21 protein-coding genes are annotated in these 24,973 nt (G+C 72.1%); 12 read left to right on the top strand and 9 right to left on the bottom strand.

The features are described 5' to 3' along the window. The first annotated feature begins 27 nt into the window (after nt 1-27). From M1R94_RS06225 to leuA, 3 genes are all read left to right on the top strand, one after another. On the top strand, nt 28-1,521 hold the full coding sequence (locus M1R94_RS06225; RefSeq protein WP_249380801.1) for an alpha/beta hydrolase family protein: 1,494 nt from the start codon (nt 28-30) through the stop codon (nt 1,519-1,521). Between the two features lie 175 nt (nt 1,522-1,696). Further along, on the top strand, nt 1,697-2,839 hold the full coding sequence (locus M1R94_RS06230; protein ID WP_249380802.1) for a variant leucine-rich repeat-containing protein: 1,143 nt from the start codon (nt 1,697-1,699) through the stop codon (nt 2,837-2,839). 172 nt (nt 2,840-3,011) lie between these two features. Further along, complete coding sequence (gene leuA / locus M1R94_RS06235) at nt 3,012-4,787, top strand: 2-isopropylmalate synthase (RefSeq protein ID WP_249380803.1); 1,776 nt, start codon at nt 3,012-3,014, stop codon at nt 4,785-4,787. A 6-nt stretch (nt 4,788-4,793) separates the two neighbouring features. Here leuA and rsgA read toward each other — a convergent pair whose 3' ends face one another. After that, entirely contained in the window at nt 4,794-5,933 is a 1,140-nt protein-coding gene (gene rsgA, locus M1R94_RS06240; protein ID WP_249380804.1) for a ribosome small subunit-dependent GTPase A, read from the bottom strand. 291 nt (nt 5,934-6,224) lie between these two features. Between rsgA and recO the strand changes: the two genes are divergently transcribed. From recO to M1R94_RS06255, 3 genes are read left to right on the top strand one after another with little or no spacing between them, the layout of a single operon-like run. Continuing rightward, entirely contained in the window at nt 6,225-6,956 is a 732-nt protein-coding gene (gene recO, locus M1R94_RS06245) for a DNA repair protein RecO (RefSeq protein WP_249380805.1), read from the top strand. Then, the gene (locus M1R94_RS06250; RefSeq protein WP_249380806.1) at nt 6,953-7,777 is read left to right on the top strand and encodes an isoprenyl transferase; all 825 of its coding nucleotides are present in this window, start codon (nt 6,953-6,955) and stop codon (nt 7,775-7,777) included. The genes recO and M1R94_RS06250 overlap by 4 nt, the downstream gene beginning before the upstream one ends. Nucleotides 7,778-7,787: 10 nt before the next feature. Further along, nucleotides 7,788-8,141 (top strand): VOC family protein, encoded by a 354-nt coding sequence (locus tag M1R94_RS06255; protein WP_249380807.1) that lies wholly within the window; start codon nt 7,788-7,790, stop codon nt 8,139-8,141. Nucleotides 8,142-8,187: 46 nt separating this feature from the next. Here the strand turns inward: M1R94_RS06255 and M1R94_RS06260 are convergent, their stop codons facing one another. Genes M1R94_RS06260 through M1R94_RS06280 form a run of 5 tightly spaced genes read right to left on the bottom strand, consistent with a single transcriptional unit; the run spans nt 8,188 to nt 11,918 of the window. Next, on the bottom strand, nt 8,188-8,718 hold the full coding sequence (locus M1R94_RS06260; protein ID WP_249380808.1) for a DedA family protein: 531 nt from the start codon (nt 8,716-8,718) through the stop codon (nt 8,188-8,190). Then, entirely contained in the window at nt 8,718-9,125 is a 408-nt protein-coding gene (locus tag M1R94_RS06265; RefSeq protein WP_249380809.1) for a Fur family transcriptional regulator, read from the bottom strand. The genes M1R94_RS06260 and M1R94_RS06265 overlap by 1 nt, the downstream gene beginning before the upstream one ends. 11 nt (nt 9,126-9,136) lie before the next feature. Then, entirely contained in the window at nt 9,137-10,054 is a 918-nt protein-coding gene (locus M1R94_RS06270; protein WP_249380810.1) for a metal ABC transporter permease, read from the bottom strand. Further along, nucleotides 10,051-10,833, bottom strand: coding sequence for a metal ABC transporter ATP-binding protein (locus M1R94_RS06275; RefSeq protein ID WP_249380811.1), 783 nt, complete (start codon nt 10,831-10,833; stop codon nt 10,051-10,053). The genes M1R94_RS06270 and M1R94_RS06275 overlap by 4 nt, the downstream gene beginning before the upstream one ends. Continuing rightward, nucleotides 10,830-11,918 (bottom strand): metal ABC transporter substrate-binding protein, encoded by a 1,089-nt coding sequence (locus M1R94_RS06280; RefSeq protein ID WP_249380812.1) that lies wholly within the window; start codon nt 11,916-11,918, stop codon nt 10,830-10,832. Before M1R94_RS06280 ends, M1R94_RS06275 begins: the two co-directional genes overlap by 4 nt. Before the next feature lie 160 nt (nt 11,919-12,078). Between M1R94_RS06280 and M1R94_RS06285 the strand changes: the two genes are divergently transcribed. After that, complete coding sequence (locus M1R94_RS06285; RefSeq protein WP_249380813.1) at nt 12,079-13,467, top strand: glycine--tRNA ligase; 1,389 nt, start codon at nt 12,079-12,081, stop codon at nt 13,465-13,467. Continuing rightward, on the top strand, nt 13,460-14,689 hold the full coding sequence (locus M1R94_RS06290; protein ID WP_249380814.1) for a YibE/F family protein: 1,230 nt from the start codon (nt 13,460-13,462) through the stop codon (nt 14,687-14,689). The genes M1R94_RS06285 and M1R94_RS06290 overlap by 8 nt, the downstream gene beginning before the upstream one ends. Here M1R94_RS06290 and M1R94_RS06295 read toward each other — a convergent pair. Beyond that, complete coding sequence (locus tag M1R94_RS06295) at nt 14,598-15,917, bottom strand: YibE/F family protein (RefSeq protein ID WP_249380815.1); 1,320 nt, start codon at nt 15,915-15,917, stop codon at nt 14,598-14,600. The two genes, M1R94_RS06290 and M1R94_RS06295, sit on opposite strands and share 92 nt — an antisense overlap. A gap of 90 nt (nt 15,918-16,007) precedes the next feature. Here M1R94_RS06295 and dusB point away from each other — a divergent pair, with 90 nt between their 5' ends. The 3 genes from dusB (at nt 16,008) to M1R94_RS06310 (ending at nt 20,404) form a co-directional block, all read left to right on the top strand. Continuing rightward, nucleotides 16,008-17,213 (top strand): tRNA dihydrouridine synthase DusB, encoded by a 1,206-nt coding sequence (gene dusB, locus M1R94_RS06300; protein WP_374109434.1) that lies wholly within the window; start codon nt 16,008-16,010, stop codon nt 17,211-17,213. Between the two features lie 48 nt (nt 17,214-17,261). Continuing rightward, complete coding sequence (locus tag M1R94_RS06305) at nt 17,262-18,770, top strand: outer membrane protein assembly factor BamB family protein (protein ID WP_249380816.1); 1,509 nt, start codon at nt 17,262-17,264, stop codon at nt 18,768-18,770. Nucleotides 18,771-18,832: 62 nt separating this feature from the next. Continuing rightward, nucleotides 18,833-20,404 carry an outer membrane protein assembly factor BamB family protein gene (locus tag M1R94_RS06310; RefSeq protein WP_249380817.1) on the top strand — a complete coding sequence of 524 codons (1,572 nt, stop codon included), beginning with the start codon at nt 18,833-18,835 and terminating at the stop codon, nt 20,402-20,404. Between the two features lie 14 nt (nt 20,405-20,418). Here M1R94_RS06310 and M1R94_RS06315 read toward each other — a convergent pair whose 3' ends face one another. Both M1R94_RS06315 and M1R94_RS06320 read right to left on the bottom strand, forming a co-directional pair. Further along, the gene (locus M1R94_RS06315) at nt 20,419-22,188 is read right to left on the bottom strand and encodes a glycoside hydrolase family 13 protein (RefSeq protein ID WP_249380818.1); all 1,770 of its coding nucleotides are present in this window, start codon (nt 22,186-22,188) and stop codon (nt 20,419-20,421) included. Between the two features lie 118 nt (nt 22,189-22,306). Continuing rightward, on the bottom strand, nt 22,307-23,323 hold the full coding sequence (locus M1R94_RS06320) for a LacI family DNA-binding transcriptional regulator (RefSeq protein WP_249380819.1): 1,017 nt from the start codon (nt 23,321-23,323) through the stop codon (nt 22,307-22,309). Nucleotides 23,324-23,525: 202 nt separating this feature from the next. Here M1R94_RS06320 and M1R94_RS06325 point away from each other — a divergent pair, with 202 nt between their 5' ends. Continuing rightward, on the top strand, nt 23,526-24,764 hold the full coding sequence (locus tag M1R94_RS06325) for a sugar ABC transporter substrate-binding protein (RefSeq protein WP_249380820.1): 1,239 nt from the start codon (nt 23,526-23,528) through the stop codon (nt 24,762-24,764). Nucleotides 24,765-24,973 lie beyond the last annotated feature (209 nt).

The following is a 24,973-nucleotide window of genomic DNA, read 5'->3' on the forward strand; positions in this document are numbered from 1 at the left end:
GCACCAGCAGGAACTAGACTCCGGCGGGTGCGGTACCGGATCGCTGTCTCGAGCGCAGTCGGCGTGGTGGTCCTCGGTCTCCTCGGTGTGGTGGCAGGGCCTGGCTGGGACCCGGTCCCGCTGACCGAGTCGATCGACGTCGAGACCTCCGACACACGCATCGGCGGTGTCCAGGACGCGGTGCCCGAGGGGACCTACGAGGTGACGACCCGGCTCGTCACGGTCCCGTTGGCCGGCTCGGAGGTCGAGGCGCTCATCAGCGAGCCGGTCGGAGCACCTGAGGGACGCGCCGCGGTGGTCTTCGTGCACGGTGCAGGCACCGGGCAGTACCGCGACGCCTTCGTGGACCACGGCCACGCGCTGGCCAGTGCGGGGATCGTCACGATGGTGCCGAACAAGCGCCTCGAGTCCTACACGGTGCGCTCGCGGGACTACGCGGCGATGGCCAACGACTACCTGCGCAGCGTCGAGCTGCTGCGTGACTGGCCGGGCGTCGACCCCGACCGGGTCGGCGTGTACGGCGAGAGCGAGGGCGGCTGGATCGTCCCGGTCATGGCTGCCGACAACCCGTCGGTGTCGTTCTCGGTCCTGGTGGCGACCGCCGTCGTCCCACCGCGGCAGCAGGCGGCGTTCGCGGTCGACTCGTACCTGCGCAGCACCGGGGTGCCCGCCGAGATCCTCCGGGCGATCCCTCGGTTCGTGGGGATGAACTTCCCTGGCGGCGGGTTCGAGTACGGACGGTTCGACGTGACCCCCTTCCAGCAGCGGATGCGTCAGCCTGCGCTCATCGTCTACGGCACGGGGGACGCTGCGATGCCCACCGTCCAGGGCGCGCTCCAGCTCATCGACGACCTGGGGACCGCGGGGAACGAGAGCTGGACGGTCCGGTACTACGAGGGTGCCAACCACGGCATCCGCGTCGACGGCGACCTGGTCCCAGAGTTCACCCGTGACCTGATCAGCTGGGTGCAGGGCCTGCCCGGCACCGCGCAGGCTGATCCGAGGGTCGCCGGCGCGGAGCCGTACCAGCGGTTCGTCGCTGCGCCTGTCGACCGTCCACGGTGGTACGCCGAGGGGGACCTGATCGTCGCGGCTCTGGGTGCCACGGCGGCTGCCCTGGCCCTCGGCCCGATCATCTGGGTGGTCCGTCGTCTGCGGGGACGCCGCGAGCGGACCCTCGCCGAGGGAGTGACCGGTCCGCTCGTCACGATGGCCGCCGGGTGCGTCCTGACCTTCGTGCTGCTCGTGGTCTACCTGTTCGTGGTGGCGAACCTCGCGCAGAACTACCGCACGAGCACCGTGGTGGTGCAGGGCGGCTGGTTGCTCATCCGGGTGCTCGGCATCGCGACGGTCGTCGCCGGCTCGGTCCTGGTGTTCCGGGTCCTGGACGGCCGGCGGACCAACGGTGTGCCCGCCGCGCTGACCACCTCGGGCGAGTGGACCCTCGCCGGTTCGGTGGGTGGGTCGGTCGCTCTTCTGGTGCAGCTCGCCTACTGGGGCGTCTTTCCCGCCTTCGCGTGACGCTGGACACGTCGCGGCCCCTGGGAAGTCGAGGACACCGGGGCCGCGGTCGCGCTACGGTCTTGCCGGCAGGCGCCCCCCGACGCTCGCCTCGGCCTTCCGGATCAGGTGCCCCGGCAGGTCGCCCCCTGCCAGCACGACGACGCCCGACCGGCGTGTCCGAGGAGCCGACGACATGAGCCCCGAAACGTTCACCGCGCAGCAGGCGGCCGACCCCGCGACGCCCGCGCAGGTGCTGGCCGACATCGCGGAGCAGCGACCTGACCTGCGCCCTGCCGTCGCGAGCAACCCGTCCGCCTACCCCGACCTGCTCGCCTGGCTGGGCTCGCTGCGCGACGCGGCGGTTGACGGAGCGCTCCAGGCCCGCTCGCGACGCGAGAGCCTGGGCATCGGTCTGCCGGTCGCCGCCGCCCCGGTCTGGGTCCCTGGGGCCGAGAGCCTTTCGCCGGTCCAGGGTGAGGCGCCCGGAACGCCTCTCGGCGGTGACCCGGGCACGCCCGTCGCTCCGTACGGCGGCTACGTCGCCGCACCCGCCCCGGCGTGGTCCTCGCCCGAGCACGGGGGACCGGCCGGCTCGTGGGCGGGGCAGAGCGGTCACGGTGGTCCCCCGGTCGCGTCGGGCGGCGGCTCGCGCCGGACGGTGCTGGTCGTGGTGGGGGTGCTCGCGGTCGTGCTGGTCCTCGCGGTCCTGGCGGTGGTCGGTGTGGTCCGGCTCATCGCGTCGGCCATGCCCGGCACCTCGTACGGCGACGACCCCGCGCTGGACGCGCTGTGGGACGCGTGCGCCGACGAGGAGTGGCAGGCGTGCGACGACCTGTTCCTCGAGTCGCCCTTGGGGTCGGAGTACGAGCGCTTCGGCGACACCTGCGGCGACCGGACCGGTGGGGGGCCCTCGTGCTCGGAGCAGATGGCCGGTCCTGCCCCCACGAGCACCGACGTCGACGCCTACGGAGACGACCCCGACCTCGACGTGCTGTGGGACGCGTGCGCCGCGGGTGACGGGCAGGCCTGTGATGACCTCTACCTCGAGGCTCCTCTCGGGTCGCAGTACGAGGACTTCGGGGACACCTGCGGTGGGACGAGCGACGGGTCGAGCTTCTGCGCCGGGTCGGCCGACGCCGGGGGCACGAGCTCGGAGGGCACGGCCGACGGGTACGGTGACGACCCGGTGCTGGACGTGCTGTGGGACGCGTGCGCCGCGGGTGACGGGCAGGCCTGCGACGACCTCTACTTCGACTCGCCGTGGGGGTCGCAGTACGAAGAGTTCGGGGACACCTGCGGAGGCCGCGAGGAGGGGGGCACGATGTGCGCGCCGTGAGCGGGGACTGGGGCCTCAGGGCGCCGCGGGGTACAGTGGCCGGGTGCGCGTGACCCAGCAGCATGGGCTGCTCCTTCGTCGCCGCGGCGGGGCCTGACAGACCGGTCCCTCGTCGCGGTGGTCGGTGTGCCGGTCGGTCCCCAGAGACAGCCCACCCCGAAGGACAGAACCGATGACCTCCAGCCCGTCAGACCGCACCACCCCTTCCTACGCCGAGCGCACCGCGCAACGGTCCTCACCGATGCCGGTGCACAAGTACCGTCCGTACCACGAGCAGCTCTCGGTCGAGCTGCCCGACCGCACCTGGCCGGGGCGCCACGCGCAGAGCGCTCCCCGCTGGTGCGCCGTGGACCTGCGCGACGGCAACCAGGCGCTGATCGAGCCGATGAACCCCGAGCGCAAGCTCCGCATGTTCGAGCTGCTCGTCGAGATGGGCTACAAGGAGATCGAGGTCGGGTTCCCGTCGGCCTCGCAGACGGACTTCGACTTCGTCCGGATGCTGATCGACGAGGACAGGATCCCCGACGACGTGGTGATCCAGGTGCTCACCCAGTCCCGTGAGCACCTGATCGAGCGCACGTACGAGTCGATCGCCGGGGCACGGCAGGCCATCGTCCACCTGTACAACTCGACCTCGGTGCTGCAGCGCGAGGTCGTGTTCCGTACCGACGAGGACGGCATCGTCGACATCGCCCTGGAGGGCGCGCGGCTCTGCCGCAAGTTCGAGGAGACCATCCCGCAGACCGAGGTCTACTACGAGTACTCGCCCGAGTCCTACACCGGGACCGAGCTCGAGTTCGCTGCCCGGATCTGCAACGCCGTCCTGGACGTCTTCGAGCCGACGCCCGAGCGGAAGGTCATCATCAACCTGCCGGCGACCGTCGAGATGGCGACGCCCAACGTGTACGCCGACTCGATCGAGTGGATGAGCCGCCACCTCAACCACCGCGAGAACGTGGTGCTGTCCCTGCACCCGCACAACGACAGGGGCACCGGTGTCGCGGCCGCCGAGCTGGGCTACCTGGCCGGGGCTGACCGGATCGAGGGCTGCCTCTTCGGCAACGGCGAGCGCACCGGCAACGTCTGCCTGGTCACCCTGGGGATGAACCTGCTCAGCCAGGGGATCGACCCGCAGATCGACTTCAGCGACATCGACCGCATCCGTCGCACGGTCGAGTACTGCAACCAGCTGCCCGTGGCCGAGCGCCACCCCTACGGCGGTGACCTGGTATTCACGGCGTTCTCAGGCTCCCACCAGGACGCCATCAAGAAGGGCTTCGACTCGATGGCCGCCCGGGCCGTGGAGGCCGGGTGCGGGATCGACGACCTCGTCTGGGCCGTTCCGTACCTGCCGATCGACCCGCGCGACGTGGGCCGCTCCTACGAGGCGGTGATCCGCGTCAACTCCCAGTCGGGCAAGGGCGGCATGGCCTACCTGCTCAAGACCGAGCGTCACCTGGACCTTCCACGCCGGCTGCAGATCGAGTTCTCGCGGGCGGTCCAGGCGTACACCGACACGCACGGGCAGGAGGTGTCCGCGGACGACCTGTGGCGCATCTTCACCGACGAGTACCTGCCGGCCGAGCCGGGCGGCGACCTTGCGCCGTGGGGCCGGTTCGCTCTGCGCGGGAGCCGTACCGACAGCGGTGAGGACGGGCCCGACCGGCTCTCGGTCGACCTGGTCGACGCGGGTGAGCGTCGCACGGTCGAGGGGGTGGGTACCGGCCCGATCGACGGCTTCGTCCGGGCCCTGGGCACCCTCGGCGTTCAGGTCGAGGTGCTCGACTATGCCGAGCACGCACTGTCGACCGGGGAGGACGCCACCGCGGCGGCGTACGTCGAGTGCGCCGTCGGCGACCAGGTCCTGTGGGGCGTCGGCATCGACCCGTCCATCACCACGGCCTCGTTCAAGGCGATCATCTCGGCCGTCAACCGCGCGATGCGCTGACCGGGTTCACCGGCCGTTCTCCCGTCGCCGGTAGGCGCGTCGGATGGCCTTCTGCCGTCCGGCGATCTCGGCTCGCAGGCGCGCGTCGGTGCGCGCTGCCTGGTGCTCGATCTCCCGCTGGAGCTTGCGGTAGCTCGTCAGGCGACGCTCGGGGAGAGCTCCTGACCGCACGGCGGCGAGCACGGCGCAGTCGGGCTCGGTGCGGTGGGTGCAGTCGGTGAAGCGGCACCCGCGCGCGAGCTCGGGGACCTCGGCGAAGACCTCGTCGAGGTCCTCGCGACCGCTCAGCCCGATCACCCGCATCCCTGGGGTGTCGAGCACCGCTCCACCGTCGGGAGCGAGGTGGAGCTCGCGGGTCACGGTCGTGTGCCGACCCTTGCCGTCGGAGCGCAGGCCAGCGGTCGCCATGACCGGGTGGTCGGCGCCTGCGACCAGGGCGTTGAGCAGGGTCGACTTGCCTGCGCCCGAGGCGCCGACCAGCGCCAAGGTCGAGCCTGCTGCCAGTCGTCCGTGCAGCGCGGTCAGGCCCTCGCCGTCGACCGCGGAGGTGGAGAGCACCTCGATCCCCGGCGTCAGCATCCCGACCGTGGCGGCGATCGCCCGCGGGTCGGGTACCAGGTCCGACTTGGTCAGCACGACGACCGGCTGGGCCCCCGAGGCCCACGCCAGGGCCAGGAGCCGCTCGAGGCGTCCTGGCACCGGGGCGGGGAGCATCCCTTCGACCACGGCGACGACGTCCGCGTTCGCGGCGAGCACCTGCTGCCGGGAGGAGCCCGCGACGACCTGAGCTCGGCTCAGGACGGTTCGGCGGGGGAGCACGGCATCGATGGTCGCCGTCGCCGTCCTGCCGTCCGGTGGGGACTCCGACGTGACCAGCACCCAGTCACCCGTCACCGGGGACTCGGCCGGGTCGTTCGCGGCCGCGCGGGCGAGCTCGGGAGCCCAGGTCGCCCGCTGGTGGACCAGGCCGTGCCCCCCCGCGAGGAGGAGGTCGCAGGATCCCGGTCCCGACCGGGTGACGCGCGCAGGTGCCGGTGGCGGCACCGTGTGCGGGCGCCCTTGCAGGGCCGTCTCCAGGACGAGGGACCAGGAACGGTCCCAGCCGAGGGGTTGCAGAGCAGCGGGGAGGGGGCGTAGGTCAGACACCTGGGTTCCTTCGGGTGGGCCCCGGTGCGCAGGAGGTCAGCGACAGGGGGCGGGGGAGGTGAGGGGCACGGTGCGGGTCTCCACAGCCATGGTCGGTACCTCCCGTCCTGAGTCGCTGTCGTGGGTGTCGTGCAGGTCTTCCCGACGGTAGTCCTGCGCCCGAGGACCTGTCTCCGGGTTTTCTCGTGGGTCCGCCGGGCGGCTGAGGTCCGGTCCCGACGGGTCGCGGCGGGGCTGGTCTGCTGGCGCGCCCCGTGGGCTGATGTCCCTGCGGAGAGGGACAATGGGCGGGTGAGTCTCTACCGTGACGAGGGCATCGTGCTGCGCGTCCAGAAGCTGGGCGAGGCCGATCGCATCGTCACGCTGCTGACCCGGCACCACGGGAAGGTGCGTGCCGTCGGCAAGGGGGTCCGCCGGACGTCCTCGCGGTTCGGGTCGCGCCTCGAACCCTTCATGGTCAACGACCTGCAGCTGCACACCGGGCGGAGCCTGGACATCGTCACGCAGGTCGAGACCATCGGTCCGTACGGCAGGTCGATCTGTCGGGACTACGCCCTCTACACCGCCGGGACCGCGATGCTCGAGACGGCCGACCGCCTGGTCGAGACCGAGCACGAACCTTCGGTCCAGCAGTACCTCCTGCTGGTCGCCGCAGTCAGGTCGCTGGCCGACCGGGCGCACGCCCCGGGCCTGGTCCTGGACTCCTACCTGCTGCGAGCCCTGGCGGTGGCGGGGTGGGCGCCGTCCTTCACCGACTGCGCCCGGTGCGGTGCCCCCGGTCCGCAGAGGTCCTTCGCGGTGGGCTCGGGTGGTGCGGTGTGCCCAGGGTGCCGTCCGCCGGGCGCCGCGTCGCCGGCGGGTGAGACGTTCGCACTGCTTGCGGCGCTCCTCACGGGTGACTGGCCGGTGGCTGATGCGAGCCACGAACGGCATCGTCGCGAGGCGAGCGGACTGGTCGCGGCCTTCCTGCAGTTCCACCTCGAGCGCACGCTGCGCTCGCTGCGCATGGTGGAGCGCGTGTGAGCCGGCGGACGGACCGCGCCGGGCGGGCGCTCCCCACGCACGTGGTCGTCCCCCCTCCGCCGCACCCTTCGGGGGAGCGCGCGCCCCGGGTGCCGGCCGATCTCGTGCCGCAGCACGTGGCGATCGTCATGGACGGCAACGGGCGGTGGGCCAACGCCCGTGGGCTGCCGCGTACCGCGGGTCATGCGGCCGGTGAGGCAGCGTTGCTCGACGTCGTCGCCGGTGCCATCGAGGTCGGGGTCAAGCACGTCTCCGCCTACGCCTTCTCGACCGAGAACTGGAAGCGGTCGCCCGAGGAGGTCCGCTTCCTGATGGGCTTCAACCGGGACGTCCTGCGCCGGCAGCGCGACACGATGCACTCCTGGGGGGTTCGGGTGCGCTGGGCCGGACGGCGTCCGCGGCTGTGGCGCTCGGTGATCACCGAGCTCGAGACCGCCGAGGACCTGACCCGCGGCAACGACGTGTGCACCCTGACGATGTGCGTCAACTACGGTGGACGGGCCGAGGTCGCCGATGCTGCCCGGGCGATCGCCCGCGAGGTGGCCGCGGGCCGGCTCAACCCGGACCGGGTCGACGAACGGACGGTCGCGCGCTTCCTGGACGAGCCGGACCTGCCCGACGTCGACCTGTTCCTGCGGACCTCAGGCGAGCAGCGCACCTCGAACTTCATGATCTGGCAGGCGGCGTACGCCGAGCTGATCTTCCTCGAGGAGTACTGGCCCGACGTGGATCGCCGGCACCTGTGGCGGGCGGTCGAGACCTTCGCCAGCCGGGATCGACGCTACGGCGGTGCGGTCGACACACCGGAGGTCGGGTCGTAGCGTCGCACCCATGACACTTGGTGTGGCGATGGTGACGTTCGACGCACGTGACGCGCGCTCGTTGGCAGGGTGGTGGGCTCGGCAGGTCGGCGGGGAGGTCCTGGTCGACGACGACGCGGAGTTCGTGGTGGTCGACCCCGGACCTGCGGGTGGGCCGCGACTGGCCTTCCAGCGGGTCGCCGAGCCCACGGTCGGCAAGAACCGCATCCACCTGGACCTCGAGACGGGGGATCGTGAGCTCGAGGTGGAACGGCTGCTGGGTGACGGAGCCCTCGAGGTCGCACGTCACGAGACGGCGGGGTTCGGGTGGGTCGTCCTCGCCGATCCCGAGGGCAACCAGTTCTGCGTCTCGCAGCGGCACTGACCTGCTCGTAGGTCGGTCCGTGGGGGTCGGAGGCCTTCTCTCGACCCTAGGGTCGAGAGGAGGAGACGACGTCGGTCGCGGGGTCGATGGCCTGCCGTGGCCTCCCGGGTCCGTCGACCGTCGCGCGACGCCGGCGGATGACCACGGTCGTGCCTGCACCGAGCAGCGCCAGCACGGCTGCCAGTGCCCACGGTGACTGCGCGGCCAACGCCACACCGCCGACGAGAGCTGCTGTCCCGCCGCCCGCCCACACGAGCGCCCAGGCGAACCAGCCCGGCACGCACCACATCGTGTACCGGAGCCACGCGATCCTCAGCAGGCCGGCGGCACCGTTGACCGCGGTCTGGAACCCGACCGTCAGGAACGACAGCGGGATGATCGGCATCCCGCGGCGCCTGATCGCTGCGACCGCGCGATGGGTTCGCTCACCGTCGAAGCGTTCGCGCCAACGGCTGCGCAGGACACCCGCGGCGATGCCGCGCCCGGTCCAGTAGGTGGCCTGGGAGCGTAGGGCCGCTCCGAGGACGAAGAAGAGGTAGATCGCGAGGAACGGCCAGTCCTCGATCCACCCGGGCATCAGCTGCCCTCGCGGCGGTGCCCTTCGGCAGCGCAGCGGGCGCAGGTGCCGAACAGCTCCATCGTGTGGTCGATGTCCTCGAAACCGTGCTGGGCCCCCATCTGGGCCGCCCACGTCTCCACGCTGGGTCCGTCGATCTCGACCGTCGCCCCGCAGACCCGGCACATCAGGTGGTGGTGGTGCCCGCGTCGGACGCACCGGCGGTACACCGACTCACCGTCCGCGGTCCGCAGGACGTCCACCTCACCCCCGTCGGCCAGGGACTGGAGCGTCCGGTAGACGGTCGCCAGACCGACCCCCTCGCCGCGGTCGCGGAGGATCTCGTGCAGCTGCTGCGCGCTGCGGAAGTCCTCGACGGCGTCCAGCACGTCCGCGACGGCCGAACGCTGCCGGGTCATGCGTTGCATCAACGGTCTCCTCAGGGAACGAGCTCCACGTCGTCGGCGACCTGGAGGTGGGGGTCTTCGGGGAGGTTGTGACGCCGCCCTCGTACCAGGATAGGCCGCAGGACGGACACCACGGCGTACAGCACGATCGCGAGCACCACGATCGTGGCGCCGGGGGCGGCGTCCTGCCAGTACGTGATGCTCAGGCCCCCGACGCAGACGGTCACCCCGATCGCCATCGCGGTGATCATCGTGCGGTGGAACGAGGTCGTCACGATCTGCGCGACCGCGACCGGCACGATCATCAGGGCGCTGACGAGCAGCAGACCCACGACCCGCATCGCGACGGTGACGGTCAGCGCGGCGATCACCGCGATCAGCAGGTTGAGCGCGCGGACGGGGATGCCTGAAGCGCGTGCGAACTCCTCGTCGTGGGAGACCGCGAACAGGGCGGTGCGCAGGCCCACCCCCACGCCCACGACGAGCACGGACAGGACCACGGTGAGGACCAGGTCTCCCTGGGAGACGGTCGAGATGGAACCGAAGAGGTACCCCATGAGGTTGGCGTTGGTCCCGCCCGCCTGGGAGATGATCAGGACGCCACCGGCGATGCCGCCGTAGAAGAGCAGGGCGAGCGCGACGTCGCCGCTGGTCCGGCCGCGCTCACGGACCAGCTCGATGGCCACCGCGCCGATGATCGCCGCGACGACGGCGCCGGGCACCGCGAGGGCGTCGTGCGGGGTGAGGCCCATGATGTTTCCCACGAGCCAACCGAGCGCGACGCCGGTCAGCGCGACGTGCCCGATGCCGTCCCCGAGCAGCGAGAGCCGCCGCTGCACCAGGTAGGTGCCCATGACGGGTGCGGCGAGCCCCACCAGGAGGGCGGCGAGGAGGGCCCGCTGCATCAGGGGGTCGCCGAGCATCCCGACGACCTCGTCCACGACGGTCATCCTCGCCACCTGACGTCCGGCTGCAGGACCACCGGACCGGTGTCAGCCGCGGCGAGGTCACCGTGCGGGTGCTCGTGGTCGTGGTCCGGTGCCGCGTGCTCACCCACGGGTCGCGGTGGCGGACCGTCGTGGACGATCGCCCCGTGACGCAGCACGACGGCGCGGCGGATCAGCGGTGCCAGGACCCCGAGCTCGTGAAGCACGACCAGGATGGTGGTGCCGGAGTCGACCAGGCGTCCGAGCGCGGCCGCGAAGGCGTGCTGGCTGGGCAGGTCGACCCCTGAGACGGGCTCGTCCAGGAGCAGCAGGTCGGGGGAGCGGACCAGTGCCCGGGCGATGAGCACCCGCTGCTGCTGACCGCCCGAGAGCTCGCGCACCGCGCGGTCGGCGACGTGCGCGAGGCCGACGAGCTCGAGGGCCTCGTGGGCGCGGGCGCGGGCGTCCCGGGCGGGGCGCAGCCGTCGGCCGTGCAGGCTGCCCGAGACGACGACCTCGCGGGCCGTCGCGGGGATCCCCGTGGCTGCGCCCGCCCGCTGGGGGACGTATCCGACGCGATGCCAGGGGACCGACCGACCGAGCGGGCTGCCCAGCAGCTCCACGGTGCCCCGCTCGGTGGGGACGACACCCACCAGGGAACGGACCAGGGTCGACTTGCCGGATCCGTTGGCGCCCAGCAGACCGACGACCTCACCGTCGGCGACGGTGAGGTCGATGTCGTGCAGGATCGTGGCGCCGCCGAGGCTGACCCGCAGCCCGGCGGCACGGACCGCAGCGGTCATGCGCAGCCGAGGCCGGCGCGCAGCGCAGCGAGGTTGGACTCCATGACCTCACGGTAGTCCGTCATGTCCTCGGCGAGCGTCTCGATGGGGTCCAGCACCCCGGTGTCGACGCCCAGGTCACGGGCCAGGATCTGGGTGACCTGCGGGTTGACGGCCGACTCGGCGTAGATCGTCGTCACCCCGTGCTCGCGGACGACGTCGCCGATCTCCCGGAGCCTGGCGGGCGAGGGCTCGGTCTCGGGGTCGATCCCGGCGATACCCACGTGCTGCAGGCCGAACCGGTCCAGGAGGTATCCGAAGGCGGCGTGCGGCGTGACCACAATCCCCCGCTCGCACTGGGCCAGGCCCTCGGCGAACTCCTGGTCGAGAGAGCTCAGGTCGGCCTCGAGGGCGTCCGCCCGGTCGAGGAAGGTCTGCGCGTGCTCGGGGGCGGCTGCACCCAGCACCCGGGCGACCTCGTGGCCCACGGCTGCCAGACGCTCGACGTCGAGCCAGAAGTGGGGGTCGAGCACCTCGCCGTCCGCGGCGTGCTCCTCCTCGGCGACCTCCTCCTCGGCGTGCTCCTCGCCCTCGTGGCCGTGCTCGTCCTCGGCGTGCTCCTCGCCCTCGTGACCGTGCTCGTCCTCGGCGTGCTCGTCGTCCCCGTGGTCGTGGTCGTGCAGGTCCCCGCCGCCGGTGTAGGGAACGAGACGGGCGGCCTGAGCCGTGTCCAGGAGGTGCTCGGGCTCACGCGAGACGATCGCCTCGTCGACCGCCGCCTGGAAGCCCGAGAGGTACACCACGACGTCCGCCTCCGAGACGGTACGGACCTGACGCGGCGAGAGCTCGAGGTCGTGGGGGTCGGCCCCCTCGGGGGTCATCGAGGAGACCGAGACGAGGTCGCCGCCCACCTGCTGGACGACGTACTCGAGGGGGTAGAAGGAGGCGAGCACCTCGAGCGTGTCCTGCTCGACCGCCTCGGTGTCCTGCGCGGGTGACTGCGGTGCCTGGCCTCCCGATGCCTCCGGCGTGCTTCCGCAGGCGGACAGGGTGAGGGCGCCGGCGGCGAGCAGCGCGAGCAGGGGGTACCGACGGGGGATCGACATGAGGATCATTCTCGTAGCCGATGAGAACGATTGTCAAACGCGCACGGGAGTCGCGCGGGTAGCCTGTGGCGACGACCGTGCCCGGCCGCCACACGCGGCAGGGGGTCGATCCTGTCCGCGCGAGCCACGTGCGGACCCGCCGATCTCTGGAGTGATCCCGTTGGCTGCAGCCCCGTCCCGTCTCGACGCCATCACGAACCTCGCCAAGCGACGGGGCTTCGTCTTCCCCTGCGGAGAGATCTACGGCGGTACGCGGTCCGCCTGGGACTACGGCCCCCTGGGCGTCGAGCTCAAGGAGAACATCAAGCGCCAGTGGTGGCGGGCGATGGTCACCGGCCGCGAGGACATCGTCGGGCTCGACTCCTCGGTCATCCTGCCGCGTCAGGTCTGGGTCGCCTCGGGCCACGTGGGGGTGTTCACCGACCCGCTCACCGAGTGCCTCAGCTGCCACAAGCGCTACCGCGAGGACCAGATGCTCGAGGAGTTCGAGGAGAAGAAGGGTCGTGCCCCCGAGAACGGGCTCGGCGACATCGCGTGCCCGAACTGCGGAACCCGCGGCCGCTGGACCGAGCCCCGTGACTTCAACATGATGCTCAAGACCCACCTCGGACCTGTCGAGGACGAGTCGGGCCTGCACTACCTGCGTCCGGAGACCGCGCAGGGCATCTTCGTCAACTTCGGCCAGGTCATGGCGACCTCCCGCAAGAAGCCCCCGTTCGGCATCGGGCAGATCGGCAAGTCCTTCCGCAACGAGATCACCCCGGGGAACTTCATCTTCCGTACCCGGGAGTTCGAGCAGATGGAGATGGAGTTCTTCGTCGAGCCTGGCACCGACGCAGAGTGGCACCAGTACTGGATCGACACCCGGACCGACTGGTACGTCGACCTCGGGCTCTCGCGGGACAACCTGCGCCTGTACGAGCACCCGGCCGAGAAGCTCTCCCACTACTCGACCCGGACCGTTGACATCGAGTACCGGTTCGGGTTCCAGGGCAGCGAGTGGGGCGAGCTCGAGGGCGTCGCCAACCGCACGGACTTCGACCTCAAGACCCACTCCGAGCACTCCGGCACCGACCTGTCCTACTTCGACCAGGCCAAGAACGAGCGCTGGGTGCCCTACGTGATCGAGCCCGCAGCGGGCCTGACCCGGTCGCTGATGGCCTTCCTGGTCGAGGCGTACGCCGAGGACGAGGCCCCCAACACCAAGGGCGGTGTGGACAAGCGGACCGTGCTCAAGCTCGACCCGCGGTTGGCCCCGGTCAAGGCCGCGGTGCTGCCGCTGTCCCGCCACGAGGACCTCTCACCGGTGGCCCGCGACCTGGCCGCCGAGCTGCGGCGCAGCTGGAACGTCGAGTTCGACGACGCCGGGGCGATCGGTCGCCGGTACCGGCGACAGGACGAGATCGGCACGCCGTTCTGCATCACCGTCGACTTCGACAGCCTCCAGGACCAGGCCGTGACCATCAGGTCGCGCGACACCATGGCCCAGGAGCGGGTGAGCCTGGACCAGGTCACGACCTACCTGGCCACACGCCTGGTGGGTGCCTGAGACGACGGCGGGCGACCGGGGGATGACGACGTCGGCGCACGGCCACGGGCCGGCCCCCCGTGCCACGCCGAGGGTGCGGCTGGTGCTGGCCCTGTCGGTCCTGCCCGCCCTGGTCCTGACGATCATCGGCCTGGTCACCCTGTGGCCCGGTGCCGACGACCGGGTCGACCGCATCCCCACGGTCGCCGAGGGAGGGTCGTACCTGCGGGCCGACGTCACGCGGGTGCTGCCTGAGGCGGGGCTGCTCGAGGTCGAGGTCGACGGTCTGGTCGAGCTGGCCTACGTCCCGCCCGAGGCCATCGCGGGAGGCGTCGAGGCCGGTGACCGGATCAAGCTGCTGTCGATCCCCCAGGCCCCCGACGACGGCGTGGCGTACGTGTTCGTCGACCACGTGCGCGACCTGCCGATCGGTGCGCTGGCCATCGCCTACGCGGCGCTGGTCGCGCTGGTGGCGCGGTGGCGCGGTCTGGCGGCCCTGGTCGGTCTCGTGGTCGCCCTGGGTCTGATCGCGGTCTTCACGCTTCCTGCTCTGCTCGCCGGGTACAACGCGCTCTACGTGGGTGTGGTGACCGCGTCTGCCGCGATGTTCGTGGTGCTCTACCTGGCCCACGGGTTCAGTGCGCGCACCACGACCGCGCTGCTGGGCACCCTCCTGGGGCTCGGCCTCACCGCCGTGCTGGCCGGCTGGGCCACCGGGGCCGCGCGGCTGACCGGGATGACCGGTGAGGACGCCCTGGTCCTGCCCTCCTTCGCCCCCGAGGCCGATCTGCGCGGCGTGGTGCTGTGCGGCATCATCCTGGCCGGGCTGGGCGTGCTCAACGACGTCACGATCACCCAGGCCTCGGCGGTCTGGGAGCTCAAGACCATCGCGCCGCACCTGTCGCCGGTCGAGCTGTTCCGGCGTGGCATGCGCATCGGGCGCGACCACATCGCCTCGACGGTCTACACGATCGCCTTCGCCTACGTGGGAGCCGCGCTGCCGGTCATGCTGCTGGTCAGCCTCTACGACCAGCCGCTGGGCGACACGCTGACCGCCGGCGAGGTGGCCGAGGAGGTGGTACGGACCCTCGTCGGTTCGATCGGTCTGGTCGCGGCGATCCCGCTGACCACGGCCATCGCGGTCGCGGTCGTCAGTGCAGGTGGCCGTGGGCAGGCGGCGCAGTCTGACGCCGTCGACCATGTCCGTGCACCGGGTCCGGCGCAGGAGCCGGCCCCGCGGTGACGACGACCGCGGCGATGAGGGTGGTCAGCGGGATGGCGAGCACCAGGCCGATCGACCCGACCAAGGTCCTGGCGATCTCCTCGGCGAACTCCCCGCTGCTGATGGTCTGCAGGAACGGCAGCTGGTACACCTGCAGCAGCAGCAGGATCGGCAGCGCCGCGCCAGCGTAGGCGAAGGCGATCGTGTAGACCGTCGAGGCGATGTGGTCCCGCCCGATGCGCATGCCCTGGGAGAACAGCGCACCGCGGGAGGCTGCCGGGTCGGCCGAGCGCAGCTCCCACACCGCGGAGGCCTGGGTGATCGTGACGTCGTTGAGCACGCCCAGCCCGGCCAGGACGACCCCGCACAGGAACAGGCCGCGCAGTGCCGTCCCGTCGAGCTGACCGGTGAGCATCGCGAGCCGGTAGCTGTCCTCGGTCGAGATGCCGGTCAGTCGCGCGGTGCTGGCCGCGGCCACTCCCAGAGCCGCGGTGACCGCCAGGCCCGCCATCGTGCCGAGCAGCGCGGTGGTGGTGCGTCGGGAGAACCCGTGGGCCAGGTAGAGGACGGCGAACATGATCGCCGAGGACCCGACCAGGCCGACCGTGAGCGCATCCCGCCCCTCCAGCAGGGCAGGCAGCATGAAGGTCGCGATGACCCCGAACGCCAGGGCCAGCCCGATCAAGGCCCGCAGGCCTCGCAGGCCCGCGACCGCCGTGACCACCAGGGCGAAGGCCCCGGCCAGGACACCGAGCGGGACGGTGCGTGCGAAGTCGTACCAGGCCCAGACCTCGGGCTCGGTCTCGGTGGCGAGGTAGCGGGCGAGGACGACCCTGGTGCCTGGCCCGAGGTCCGTGACCCCGAGGTTCACCGGGGCCCACACCTCGACGACCTCGCCGGTGGCGTCCGACGAGGTGACCTCGACCTCGACCAGCGTGCAGCGCACCCGGTCGGGGATGTCACCGTCCGGGGTGCGGTCCTCGGTCTCCCCGGCGCAGGACTCCGTGGTCGCGCTCAGGACCCGGCCCGTGGGGTACTCGGTGTCCACCGCGACGATCCCGGTGGACGGCGCCTGGGCGCTGGGCCACAGCAGCACGAGGCCGGCGGCGGTGGCGATCGCCAGGGGCAGCAGGATGGCGGCCAGCACGAGGCCCACCCGGTCCGGCCCGCGGGCGTCCGAGGTCGCCGAGGCTGGTCCGGGACGGGTCGTGGACCCGTCGGGGTCGAGGTCGTTCGTCGTCCGGGACACCCGCAGATCATTCCCGTGCGCGGGGGGCACGTCCAGGCCGACAGGCGGCGCGCCCGGTCCCGCACGCGCCGACGATGGGAGACTGGAGGGGTGACGACCCTCTCGGCGGCCGACCAGGCGCCCTCTCGTGCCGCTGCGGCGACGCCCGGCGCAGTGCTCCCTGCGCTCCGGATCGGACCCCTGACCATCGACACGCCGGTGGTCCTGGCACCCATGGCAGGCGTGACCAACCGGGCGTTCCGTCGGCTGTGCCGTGAGCACGGGGCCGGCCTGTACGTCGCGGAGATGGTGACCTCCCGGGCACTGGTCGAGCGCACCCCCGAGTCCATGCGGATCATCCGGCACGACGACGACGAGCGGCCGCGCTCGGTCCAGGTGTACGGCGTGGACCCGGCCACCGTGGGGGCCGCGGTGCACCTGCTCGCCGGCGAGGACCGCGCCGACCACGTGGACCTCAACTTCGGCTGCCCCGTGCCCAAGGTGACCCGCAAGGGTGGCGGGGCCGTGCTGCCCTGGAAGCGGGACCTGTTCGGGGCGATCGTCGAGGCGGCGGTCCGTGCGGCAGCGCCGCACGGGGTCCCGGTCACGGTCAAGATGCGCAAGGGCATCGACGAGGAGCACCTGACCTACCTCGAGGCGGGGCTCCGTGCCCAGGACGCCGGGGTGGCGGCGGTCGCGCTGCACGCACGGACCGCGGCGGACTACTACTCGGGCACGGCCGACTGGGAGTCGATCGCACGGCTCAAGGCTGCGGTGACCGACATCCCGGTGCTCGGCAACGGGGACATCTGGTCCGCGGAGGACGCCCTGGCGATGGTCGAGCAGACCGGGTGCGACGGCGTGGTCGTGGGACGCGGCTGCCAGGGTCGACCGTGGCTCTTCGCCGACCTCGCGGCGGCCTTCCACGGCTCGTCGGCGCGGGTGCGGCCCGGGATGGCCGAGGTCGCCACGGCGGTCCGTCGGCACGCCGAGCTGATGATCGAGGAGTTCGACGACGAGTCCAAGGCCCTGCGAGAGATGCGCAAGCACATGGCCTGGTACTTCAAGGGCTACGTGGTGGGCGGTGAGCTGAGGGCGAGGTTGGGGTTGGTGAGCACCCTCGGACAGCTCGAGGACCTCCTGGCCGAGCTCGACCTGGACCAGCCGTACCCGGGCGCGGGGGCTGAGGGGCAGCGGGGCCGGGCCGGGTCGCCCAAGAAGCCGTCCCTGCCCTACGGGTGGCTCGACTCACGTGAGCTCAGCGAGTCCTTCCAGCAGGCCCTGCAGGAGGCCGAGCTCAGCGTCTCGGGCGGGTGAGGGGCCGCCCGGCCCTACCTCGTCGGCTCCCCGGCTAGCCTGAGCGCCGTGCCCCGACGCCCGCGTGCAGGTCCCGGCGACCGGGACGGCGCTGTCGACGTCGTGCTGGTCGAGGCGGACGGTTCCATGGGTCCCGACCCTGCGGATGTGGCCGGTTCGCTCCCTCCAGGTGAGCGCGGCCGGTCCTCGGCCCGGCACGGTGGACGCGGGCGGGCCCGGGGTCTGGTCGTCCTGTCCGTGGTGGTGGCCCTCGTGGTGGGCGCCGGCTGGGTCCAGGACCGTGCCGAGCAGGGGCGGCTCGCTGCGCTCGCGCAGGTACCCGGCCTCGTGCCGCCGCTGGAAGGACCGCTCGAGGAGGTCTGGCGCACGACCCCGGGGACCTGGCAGATGATCGCCGGGGGGATGGTCGTCCGGGTCGACCCGCGTGGGGTGACCGCGATCGATCCGGTGACCGGCCGTGAACGCTGGACCCGGGCATGGCCCGAGGCCCAACCCTCTGACCTGACCTGCGGGACAGACGCCGTCGAGCCGGACGGCATGTGGCGAGCCGGAGGTGCCCTGCTGGAGGCTGACCACGTGTGGTGCGTCGTCCTGACGCCGGAGCCCGGTGTCGAGGCCGCGGTCCTCGCGCCTCCCGTCGTCGTGGTGCTGGATGCCCTGACCGGCGAGCAGGTGACCAGCTGGGACCTCGAGGGCACCCCCGTGCTGAGTCAGAAGGTCGGCCAGGACCTGGTCGTCGGGTTGCGAACCGAGCAGGGACGGCTGCGTGTCGTCCGTCACGACATCGCCACCGGTGAGCGCCGCTGGGAGTTCGTGAGCGACCAGGACGGGGCGATCGGCGAGCACGAGAGCGCCGGATGGTCGTTCGACGGCATCACGCTCGTCTGGTCCGGGTCGACGGAGATCGCCGTCGACCTCACCGACGGCAGCGTGGTCGAGGGGGGCGAGGTGCCCTCCGGCCTCTGGCCCGAGGAGTCGGCCGACCTCCCCGGTGGCGGGGTCGTCGAGTGGTCCTTCGGGGGCGAGACGTTCCGCAGCAGGGTTCTCGACCTCGACGGACAGCTGCTGTTCGAGATCGACGGGACGGTCTTCCCCGTCCCGGTCACCGACGGGTCGGTGCCGGAGATCCTGCTGGTCCTCCAGTGGGGCGTGAGCCCGACAGGTGAGGGACCTGGGGTGACCGGTGTGGACTCCGCCACCGGTGAGCAGGTCTGGGTGTCGCCCGTGGTGCCGGGATACCCGGTCGTGCAGATCGACGGGCTGGTCCTGCTACGGGGTGAGTCATCGGTCGACGCGGTCGACGTCACGGACGGGACAGGTCTGTGGACAGTGCCGACCTCCCCGACGTCGTTCTGGCTGCCCGTGAGCGACGGCCGCACCGTCCTGCTCCCGGCTCTCGCCGAGGACGGGACCGGGGACCGCGTGGTGGCTGCTGTCGACCTGCGCACGGGTCAGGAGCGGTGGCGCACCGACCTCCCCAAGAGGACGCAGATGCTCACCGCCGTCGGCGGGCGCCTGATCGCACTGACCGCTGGCGATCTGGTCGGTCTCGGCTGAACGACCTCGCCCGGGTGCCTGTGTGGCGTCCACCGAGGGGGTGCACGGCCTAGGGTCGGAGCATGCGTCAGCACCCGACGGCGGGGCCGGGCGCCGAGCACGTCGTCGAGGTCGAGCTGGTCGAGGACGACAGCACAGGTCCACCCGACGAGCGAGCCGGCGACGGTCCGCCGGGCGCTGCGCCCCGGTCGGTGGCAGGGAACGCCCCCGGGGCCGGCCGCGAGAGGTCGGGACGCCGCGGGGGCCTCCGGGCCCGGCACGGCGTGGTCGCTGTGGTGGCCCTCGCGCTCGTCCTGGCCACGGTGGTGCAGGTCCGGCAGGAGGCCGCGTCACGGGCGGCCCTGGCCGCCGTCCCCGGAGTGCTGTCACCCATGGTGTCGCCGCCCCGAGAGCTCTGGCGGGTCGCCTCGGTCGACGGGCAGGCCGAGGTCGCCGGCGACCTCCTGCTGCTCACGGACAGCGCAGGTGCGCGGCTGCGGGCGGTCGACCCGTCGAACGGTCAGGAGCGCTGGCAGCACGACTGGGGTCAGGCACGACCCGGCTCGGGAGGAGGGTCCTGCAGCGACGTCGCAGGCTTCGGCACCGCCACGGGTCCCTCGTACGCCAGGGGTCAGGAGACGCACGCGCAGGACGTCGCGCCCAGGATCCTGTGCCTGCGGGCGCAGCCCGAGTTCGCCGGCAACCTCATCGGGCTGTTCCCCCCGACGGTCGTGGTCGTGCTGTCGGGCACGGACGGCGAGGTCGTGGCGCGACGTGAGGTCCGTGGCAACCTCCTGCTCGTGCGGAGGATCGGTGATGACCTCCTGCTGGCATGGGCCGGGTCGGAGGGTGGGGTGACAGTGGTGCGGCAGGACCTCCGTACCGGGGAGGACCTGTGGGTCCACCGCAGCGAGCCGGGTGTGCTGGGGTCGGAGGGCGGGGCGCAGTTCGACGTCGTCCTCCACGAGGACGTGCTGACCCTCACCTCGCGAGGAGCGTTCTCGGTAGAGATCGCCGACGGCGCACCCCTCGGCCCGGCGGACGAGGCGCCGCGGCCGGGTCCTGACGACCTGACCTGGGTGTATGCCCAGACGGTGCTCCCTGATGGCCACCTGGTGCGGTGGGGCGCCCGGACCGCGACCTTCTCGACGGTCGAGGTGACCGCACCCGACGGGCGGGCCGTCCTGCGGGTGACGGGTGACCCCGCCTGGCCTCTCCCGCACGACGGCTCGGTCCCCGACGTCCTGGTGGTGGTCGCCTGGGACCGATCGGCCCTCGAGGGGTACGACGTGAGGTCGGGTGATCTGCTCTGGTCGGTCGAGGCGGCGTCGACCACCGACCCGGTCGCCCAGCTCGACGGGCGCCTGTTCCTGGTCGAGGACGACCAGGTTCGTGCGGTCGACGTGCACGACGGCACGACCGTGTGGCGGGCCGCCGTCGATCCGTTGCTCGCCTGGTCGGTCGCGACCGACGGGCGATCGCTGCTGGTGCCGGTTCCCCGGGGGCAGGGCGGGTCTGCTCAGCTCGCGGCCCTGCGCCTGGACGACGGGACCGAGCGGTGGCGCACCGAGCTGCCCCGCGGTACGCAACGCCTTGCGGTGGCGGCAGACCGCCTGGTCGCCGTGACCGGGAGCGTCGTCGTCGGTCTCGGCTGACCGCCGCCCTTCGGTCAGGTCAGGCGAGCCCAGACGGTCGTGTCGGCCGGGACGAGCACTGCGTCGTCGTCGGCCAGGGGGAGGTCTTGCGAGGCGTGCAGCAGCTGCAGGTCGGCTGGCAGGCGCAGCAGGTCCGGACCGAAGTTCGTGACCACCAGGACGTCGCGGTTGACGAACGCGAGCACCGAGCTCTCGGCTGAGCTCGGCAGACCGTCGACCCATGCCAGGGAGCCGGTGCCCAGACGGAACTCGCGGCGCAGGCGCAGCGCTGAGCGGTAGACCTCGTAGGTGGAGCCGGCGACGCCGCGCTGGGTGTCGAGCGCGTAGCGGGAGAAGGAGTCAGGCTGGGAGAGCCACGTCCGGCCGGAGGCGGAGAAGCCCAGCCCCGGCTCGCCGGAGGCCCAGGGGAGCGGGACGCGGCAGCCGTCCCGGCCACGCTCGGTGTAGCCCGAGCGCCACCAGGCCGGGTCCTGCCGCTCCTCGTCGTCCAGGGTGGTGTGCTCGGGCAGGCCCAGCTCCTCGCCCTGGTACAGGTAGGCCGAGCCGGGCAGCGCGAGCATCAGCAGCGTCGCCGCGCGAGCGCGACGCAGGCCCAGCGCCTCGTCGGGCTGCGGGTCGGCCGCGCCGATCCCGTTGGGCTTGGAGCCCGGGACCTCGAGCCCGAGCCTGCTGGCGTGCCGCACGACGTCGTGGTTGGAGAGCACCCAGGTGGTCGGCGCCCCGACCTCGTCGCTCGCGACCAGCGAGGCGTTGACCACCGTGCGCAGGTCCGGTGCACGCCAGAGCGTCGTGAGGAAGGAGAAGTTGAAGGCCTGGTGCATCTCGTCGGGACGGACGTAGCGGGCCAGGCGGCTCAACGGCTCGACCCAGGCCTCGGCCACCAGCGCGCGGTCGCCGTCGTACTCGGCCAGGACGGTGTGCCAGGCACGGTAGATGTCGTGGACACCCTCCTGGTCCCACATCGGGCCGGCGTTGCCCGCACCCGTCGAGCCGTCCTCGGAGCCGGCGATCCCTTCGTGGGCGCCGTCGATCATCGACGAGGTCCCGTCCCAGTCGGGCAGGCCGTCCTCCTTGACCATGCCGTGGGCCACGTCCACGCGGAAGCCGTCGACCCCACGGTCGAGCCAGAAGCGCAGGACGGCCTCGAACTCCGTCCGTACCTCGGGGTTGCGCCAGTCCAGGTCCGGCTGGCTGGTGTCGAACAGGTGCAGGTACCACTGGCCCGCGGTGCCATCAGGCTCGGTGACCCGTGTCCAGGCCGCCCCGCCGAAGACCGACGTCCAGTTGTTGGGCGGCTGCGAGCCCCCGGGACCGGTGCCGTCGCGGAAGATGTACCGCGCACGCTCGGGGCTCTCGGGTGCCGCGGCGAGAGCGGCCTGGAACCACTCGTGATCGGCCGAGGTGTGGTTCGGCACCAGGTCGACGATGACGCGGATGCCCAGGCCGTGCGCCCGGGCGAGCATCGCGTCGAAGTCCTCGAGGGTGCCGAAGAGCGGATCGACGTCGCGGTAGTCGGCCACGTCGTAGCCCGCGTCGTGCTGGGGGGAGCGGTAGAACGGCGACAGCCAGATCGCGTCGACCCCGAGCCGTGCGAGGTGGTCGAGCCGACTGGTCACACCGGGGAGGTCGCCGATGCCGTCCCCGTCGCCGTCGGCGAACGAGCGCGGGTAGACCTGGTAGATCACCGCGTGGCGCCACCACTCGGTCCGCCCCGTTCGGGGCGGGTGCACCAGGGTCGTGGTGGTAGGCGCAGCGGACGTGGTGGGTGAGGGCGTGAGCGTCACGTCGATCCAGTCTGGGTCGGGTTCGGGGTGCGGTGGGGGGCGCGCAGGCGGAGGTCGGGTGCCGGCTGCGGGGCGCAGGGTCTACGCGCCACCGTACGGCGTGGGCGTGGGCTGCGTCTCATGGACCGGGGACGGGTGCCGTCCCGGTCGACCTGCGGACGATGAGCTCGGGGTGGAACAACAGCTCGGCGCGCGGCACGCGCGTCCCGCTGATCTCGGACACGAGGGCGTTGACCGCTGCCTGCCCCATGCCCAGCACGGGCTGGCGGACGGTGGTCAGCGGCGGGTCGGTGAAGGCGATGAGCGGTGAGTCGTCGTAGCCGACCACGGAGATGTCCTCGGGGACGCGCAGACCGCGGGCCCGAGCAGCGCGGATGGCGCCCAGCGCCATGAGGTCGGAGCCGCAGATGATCGCGGTGTGGCCGGAGTCGATGAGCTCGCCCCCGGCGGCCTGCCCCCCCTCGACCGTGAACAGCGTCGTCACCACGTGGGTGGGGACCTCGGTCGCGCCCTCGCGCTCCATCGCTGCAGTGAACGCAGCGAGCTTGCGGCGTGCCGGTGTGTAGCGGTCCGGACCGATGGCCAGACCGATCCGCCGGTGTCCCAGCGAGGTCAGGTGCCGCACGGCGAGGTCGACCGCGACGGCGTCGTCGGCCGAGATGCTGGGCGCGTCGATCCCCTCGGCGTGGCCGTTGACCAGGACGATCGGCAGCCCTCGGCTGCGCAGCCGGTGATAGCGGTCGTGGGTCGCGGTGGTGTCGGCGTGACGCCCCGAGACGAACACGATGCCGTCGACGCCGTGCTCGAGGAGCATCTCGACGTACTCGTCCTCGGTGGTGCCACCGGGGGACTGCGTGCACAGCAGAGGGGTGTACCCGCTGTCCGAGAGTGAGGTCTCCACGACCTGGGCGAGTGCCGGGAAGACGGGGTTGCCGAGCTCGGGGACGATGAGCCCGACGAGACCCTTGGACCGTGTCCGCAGCTTCTCGGGCCGGTCGTAGCCCAGGACGTCGAGGGCTGCTAGCACGGACTTGCGCGTCTGCGTGGCCACGCCGGCCTTGCCGTTGAGCACCCGGGAGACGGTCGCCGTGCTGACGCCGGCCTGGTCGGCCAGATCCTTCAGTCGGGTGCGCACGGGCGGAAGCGTAGTGGACACGGGACCTCCTCGTCCTAGACATCCAGGCCCCGCGACCACTCGCGAAAGCGTTGCCTGAAAGTTACCGTAACGGCTTGCAAAGCGCGAACAACTCCGGTTAGCGTCACCGCATCAGGGCTGAGGTCGGCGGGGTCACCCGGCGGTCGAGGCCGAGAACCATGCGACTCATCTGGAGAACCCGATGCGACGGAGCATCCCCCTGGTGGCGGTAGCCCTCGGCGCCGCACTCACCCTCACCGCTTGCGGCGGCGACACCACCGAGACCCCCGAGGCTGCGCCCGAGGAGACCTCGACCGAGGCTCCTGCCGAGGGCGGCGCTCTCACCATCTGGGTCGACGAGACACGCCAGGCGGCGGTCCAGTCCGCCGCGACGGCGTACGAGGAGGAGACCGGCGGGACCGTCGAGCTCGTCCTGAAGAACTTCGAGGACATCCGGACCGACTTCCTCGCCCAGGTTCCCACCGGTGAGGGTCCCGACATCACCGTCGGGGCGCACGACTGGCTCGGCGAGATGACCGTGAACGGCGTCGTCGCCCCCATCGAGCTCGGCGACCTCGTCGACGCCTTCGAGCCCGTGTCGGTCGAGGCCTTCACCCAGGACGGTCAGGTGTACGGCCTGCCCTACGCGGTCGAGAACATCGGCCTGATCCGCAACACGGCGCTGGCCGCTGAGGCCCCCGCCACCTGGGACGACGCCGTCGCTGCCGGCCAGGCCGCGGGGACGACCTACCCGATCCTCATCCACCTGGGTGAGGAGGGCGACCCGTACCACATGTACCCGCTGCAGACCTCCTTCGGGGCCCCGGTCTTCGTCCAGAACGAGGACGGCTCCTACGCCCCCGAGCTCGCGCTCGGCGGCCCCGAGGGCACAGCCTTCGCCGAGTGGCTCGCAGCGCAGGGCGCGGCTGGCGTCCTCGACACGGCCGTGACCTACGACGTCGCCGTCGAGGCCTTCGCCAACGGCGAGTCGCCGTTCATCATCGCCGGGCCGTGGACCCTCGACTCCTTCGGGGACCTCGATCTCGCAGTCGACCCCATCCCGAGCGCAGGCGGCCAGCCCGCCCAGCCCTTCGTGGGCGTGGCCGGCTTCTACGTGAGCGCGCAGAGCGACAACGCGCTGCTCGCCAACGACTTCCTGGTCAACTACATGTCGACCGAGGAGGCCCAGCTCGCCCTGTACGAGGCCGGCAACCGCCCGCCGGCCCTGATCGCGGCGGCCGACACCGCGTCCGCCGACCCGATCACCGCGGGCTTCCGTGAGGTCGGCGCCGACGCCGTGCCGATGCCGTCGATCCCCGAGATGGGTTCGGTCTGGGCCTTCTGGGGAGTCACCGAGGCCGGCATCGTCTCGGGTGCCCAGGAGCCGGTCGCGGCCTGGGAGAAGATGGTCTCCGACATCCAGGGTGCGCTCGACTCCTGAGTCGAGGCCCGAGACCCGCGCGTCGCGCGGGACTGTACGACCGTGCGGCGCGCACCCGGTGGACCACCACCGGGTGCGCGCCGCACGCGGACCGCAACCCTGGCCCGTGCACCCCCGGTGCGGCGACGGCGCCGCCCCGACCACCTGCAGGACGCCGCCCGGTGGGTGGGGCGTCAGGCAACGCCCCACGACGACGCAGGACGTGGCTC

It is taken from the genome of Actinotalea alkalitolerans (genome assembly GCF_023369855.1).
Lineage (GTDB): Bacteria > Actinomycetota > Actinomycetes > Actinomycetales > Cellulomonadaceae > Actinotalea.

Bases quoted from the DNA above. Each gene is read 5' to 3' on its own strand.
- M1R94_RS06230 (WP_249380802.1), top strand. From the start codon at position 1,697: ATGAGCCCCGAAACGTTCACCGCGCAGCAGGCGGCCGACCCCGCGACG.
- leuA (WP_249380803.1), top strand. From the start codon at position 3,012: ATGACCTCCAGCCCGTCAGACCGCACCACCCCTTCCTACGCCGAGCGC.
- M1R94_RS06255 (WP_249380807.1), top strand. From the start codon at position 7,788: ATGACACTTGGTGTGGCGATGGTGACGTTCGACGCACGTGACGCGCGC.
- M1R94_RS06260 (WP_249380808.1), bottom strand. From the start codon at position 8,718: ATGCCCGGGTGGATCGAGGACTGGCCGTTCCTCGCGATCTACCTCTTC.
- M1R94_RS06265 (WP_249380809.1), bottom strand. From the start codon at position 9,125: ATGCAACGCATGACCCGGCAGCGTTCGGCCGTCGCGGACGTGCTGGAC.
- M1R94_RS06270 (WP_249380810.1), bottom strand. From the start codon at position 10,054: ATGACCGTCGTGGACGAGGTCGTCGGGATGCTCGGCGACCCCCTGATG.
- M1R94_RS06275 (WP_249380811.1), bottom strand. From the start codon at position 10,833: ATGACCGCTGCGGTCCGTGCCGCCGGGCTGCGGGTCAGCCTCGGCGGC.
- M1R94_RS06280 (WP_249380812.1), bottom strand. From the start codon at position 11,918: ATGTCGATCCCCCGTCGGTACCCCCTGCTCGCGCTGCTCGCCGCCGGC.
- M1R94_RS06310 (WP_249380817.1), top strand. From the start codon at position 18,833: ATGCGTCAGCACCCGACGGCGGGGCCGGGCGCCGAGCACGTCGTCGAG.
- M1R94_RS06325 (WP_249380820.1), top strand. From the start codon at position 23,526: ATGCGACGGAGCATCCCCCTGGTGGCGGTAGCCCTCGGCGCCGCACTC.